Source organism: bacterium, from assembly GCA_040757115.1.
Classification (GTDB): Bacteria; UBA9089; CG2-30-40-21; order CG2-30-40-21; family SBAY01; genus JBFLXS01.
The window spans coordinates 1-3,996 of record JBFLYA010000307.1 but is presented as its reverse complement, the minus strand read 5'-3'; the positions used below and the strand labels follow the sequence as shown (position 1 = coordinate 3,996).

3 protein-coding genes are annotated in these 3,996 nt (G+C 40.1%); 1 reads left to right on the top strand and 2 read right to left on the bottom strand.

The genetic code is table 11. From position 1 onward, the window contains the following. The first annotated feature begins 105 nt into the window (after nt 1-105). On the top strand, nt 106-1,536 hold the full coding sequence (gene gatB / locus AB1422_17605; protein MEW6621119.1) for an Asp-tRNA(Asn)/Glu-tRNA(Gln) amidotransferase subunit GatB: 1,431 nt from the start codon (nt 106-108) through the stop codon (nt 1,534-1,536). Nucleotides 1,537-1,686: 150 nt separating this feature from the next. Here gatB and uvrB read toward each other — a convergent pair whose 3' ends face one another. Together uvrB and AB1422_17595 are read right to left on the bottom strand one after the other, a co-directional pair. Next, entirely contained in the window at nt 1,687-3,663 is a 1,977-nt protein-coding gene (gene uvrB / locus AB1422_17600) for an excinuclease ABC subunit UvrB (protein ID MEW6621118.1), read from the bottom strand. A gap of 13 nt (nt 3,664-3,676) precedes the next feature. Beyond that, nucleotides 3,677-3,889: a hypothetical protein gene (locus AB1422_17595; GenBank protein MEW6621117.1), complete on the bottom strand. Its 213-nt coding sequence runs from the start codon at nt 3,887-3,889 to the stop codon at nt 3,677-3,679. Nucleotides 3,890-3,996: the final 107 nt, after the last annotated feature.

Genomic DNA, 3,996 nt, shown 5'->3' with positions numbered 1-3,996 from the left:
TTTTGCATTTTGCTCTTTGGAGGAAATCCCTTTTGGACACCAAATCTGCATAGATTTCACTATTAGAGTTATTTTCAGACACCACCGAATTTGTGGGGGTAAAAGATGGATTATGAGGCAATTATTGGATTAGAAGTCCATGTTCAATTAAAAACTAAATCTAAGATATTCTGTGGTTGCTCGATTAGCTTTGGTGCAGCGCCTAATTCGCAAACCTGCCCGGTGTGTCTGGGTTTTCCCGGGGTATTACCCGTTTTAAATAAACAAGCGGTCGAATATGCGATTAAATCTGCATTAGCGTTAAATTGCCACATCGTCCAAACCTGTAAGTTCCATCGCAAAAATTACTTTTATCCTGACCTGCCAAAGGCATATCAAATATCTCAATATGATGAACCTTTAGCCAGAAATGGATATTTAGAAATTACTACAACTAAAATAGGAATTACCCGAATACATTTAGAAGAAGATGCCGGTAAACTTATTCATACCGAAGAAGAAAGTAGTCTTGTAGATTTTAATCGTTGTGGCACACCATTAATTGAGATAGTCAGTGAACCTGAGATAAAAACCCCACAGCAGGCTTATGAGTATCTGACAAACCTGAAAAGTGTTTTAGAGTATCTTGAGGTTTCTGATTGTAATATGGAAGAAGGCTCTCTGCGATGTGATGCCAATGTCTCTATCAGACCTATTGGTGAGGTTAAACTCGGGACTAAAACCGAGATAAAAAATCTAAACTCCTTTAAAGCCGTAGAAAAGGCAATGAGTTATGAGATAGAAAGGCAAATTAAACTTATCACCCAGGGTGGAAATATTATTCAACAAACAAGGCTATGGGATGAAAAGAAGCAAGTTACCACACCAATGCGTTCTAAAGAAGAAGCCCATGACTACCGATATTTCCCGGAGCCTGATTTAGTTCCGTTAGAAGTATCATCCCAATGGATAGATGAGATAAAAGCAACTATTCCTGAATTGCCTCAGGCAAAAAGGAAAAGGTTCATTGAAGAATATGGATTGCCAGTTTATGATAGTGAGGTATTGACTGCAACAAAGCAATTAGCCGAGTTCTTTAAAAATACCACCAAACTTTACCCCAAACCCAAAATAGTAAGTAATTGGATAATGACCGAGGTCTTAGGATTTTTAGGCGAGTCAAATTTAACCATTACTCAAACCAGGCTTACTCCAACTCATCTGGCAAAGATGTTGGAGCTAATTGATAATGGCACGATAAGTGGAAAGATAGGTAAAGAGGTATTGGCTGAAATATTTAAAACTGGCAAATTACCGTATGAAATAATTCGGGAAAAAGAATTAGTCCAGATCAGTGATAGCGATGAAATGGCAAAGGTGATTGAGCAGGTAATAACTGCTAATCCAAAGGCAGTTGAAGAATACAAATCAGGTAAAAAGGAAGTATTAGGTTTCTTAGTTGGGCAGGTGATGAAACTCACCCGCGGCAAGGCTAATCCTAAGATTACCAATGAACTTTTGCAAAAAGTATTGAGAACTATAGACCATAGACCATAGACTACAGACCATAGACCATAGACCAAGGAACCGATGAAAAGCAAGTTTATTCCCCCTTAACAAAGGGGGTTAGGGGGTTGTATTCCCCTCTTGAGAGGGGTTAGGGATGTGTTTTTCTCTGCGTCTCTGCGGTGAACGGTTACGCTACTTCTAAGATGTGTATAACTGATTTTTCAATTCATATATCTCATCTCGCAAGACTGCGGCTTTTTCATATTCTAAATTGTCCGCCGCCTCATACATCTGCCTCTCTAATTCCTTAACAATTGATGAAATATCGCCTTTTATTTTATATTTTACTCTTGCATCTTTCAGGGATTTGGGTTCTTTGGGTGTGGTTACAAGAGATTCAGCAATCGCCTTTTGAATAGTTTGAGGAGTAATACCATAAGTTTGGTTATATTCCATTTGAATCTTTCTTCTTCGATTGGTTTCATCAATTGCCCTTTTCATTGAGCCGGTAATCGTATTTCCATACATAATCACCTGACCATTGATATGTCTTGCGGTGCGACCAAATACCTGAATCAAAGACCGCTCGGAGCGCAGGTATCCTTCCTTATCTGCATCTAAAACCGCAACCAGTGATACCTCAGGCAAATCTAATCCTTCTCGTAAAAGATTTATCCCTACCAAAACATCAAATTCGCCCAGCCGCAAATCCCGTAAAATCTCAACACGGTCTAATGTCTGGATTTCAGAATGCAGGTATCTAACCTTAATATCCATTTTAGAAAGGTATTCCGCCAGGTCTTCTGCCATTCGCTTGGTCAGGGTTGTAACTAAAATCCGCTCTTTATTTGCTACCCGAGCCCTAATCTCACGGATTAAATTATCTATTTGACCTTCAACCTTTCGGACATCGAGTTTTGGGTCAACTAACCCTGTTGGTCTAATGATTAATTCTACGATTTGACTACTTACTTTTAGTTCATAATCTCCAGGTGTAGCCGAAACGAATATTGTTTGTGGCATCAACCTTTCAAATTCAGCAAGTTTTAAAGGTCGATTATCATAAGCCGATGGGAGACGGAAACCATAATCTACAAGACTTTGCTTTCTTGACCTATCCCCTTCATACATACCTTTCAATTGGGGCAAAGTAACATGGGACTCATCAATAATGAGAAGAAAATCTTTTGGGAAATAATCAATCAGTGTCCATGGTCGCTCTCCTGGTCGTCTGCCATCAAAATGCCTTGAATAATTCTCTATGCCGTGGCATGTCCCTATCTCCCGCATAATCTCCATATCATATTTAGTCCGAGATTCTAATCGCTGAGCTTCTAATAATTTATTTTGCCCTCTCAGATGAGTTACCCTTTCATCCAATTCCATTTCAATTGAAAGTAATGCTCGTTCCAAACGGCTTTGTGTCGTTACAAAATGCTTTGCCGGATAAACAAGAAGCCGATTTGAAACTGATGTTATTTTACCGGTCAAAGGATTAATCTCACAGATTTTTTCGACCTCATCGCCAAATAACTCAATTCGGTAAGCAGTATCTTCATAATAGGATGGGAAAACTTCAATGGTATCCCCTCTAACCCTGAATTTCCCTCTTGAAAAGTCTATATCATTTCGCTCGTAGTGAATCTCAACTAATCGTTTAAGAATTTCATTTCTTGGGAAGTTCTCCCCTGTTTCGAGGAAAAGATAGGCATCTTTATATTCTTGTGGTGAGCCAATATTATAGATACAGGAGACCGAGGCAACGATGATGACATCCTGTCTGGTAATTAGTGAACAGGTAGCCGCCAGCCGTAATCTATCTAATTCTTCATTAATCGAGGAATCCTTCTCAATATAGGTATCGGTAGCCGGAAGGTAAGCCTCAGGCTGGTAGTAGTCATAGTAACTCACGAAATATTCCACGCTATTGTGTGGGAAAAAACCTTTTAACTCATAATAGAGTTGAGCGGCTAAGGTTTTATTATGCGAGATGACTAAAGTTGGCTTATTAATCTGGGCAATGACATTAGCCACAGTAAATGTTTTCCCCGAGCCGGTCACTCCCAAAAGTGTCTGGTATCTAAAGTCTTTGCTAATTCCTGCGGTTAATTGAGCAATTGCCTTTGGCTGGTCACCACAGGGTTTAAATGGGGCAATTAATTCAAATCTTGACATTTCATTTTTGTAACTATTCAGCCACAGATGGACACGGATGAAACACTGAAAATTCAAAATCGTGTCCGTTTTCCGTGTCCGTAATCAGGTTGAAGGGTTCTTCTGAAAATCGGGACTCGGGACTCGGGGTTCGGGACTCGGGAAGGCTGGCAGCCGCAGGCTTCAGCCTGATTTCACCTGAACCATCAAACCTATTTTCATCCTCATTTGTGAACCAACGGTTCATGAGCGTTTCTCCTTCTAACTTTTATTTTCTATCCTTCTTGATTCTCTGCCAGTGGAAGAGATTTCCACCCCCTTAATCCCCCGCCAGCGGGGGACAACCTGCCTCTG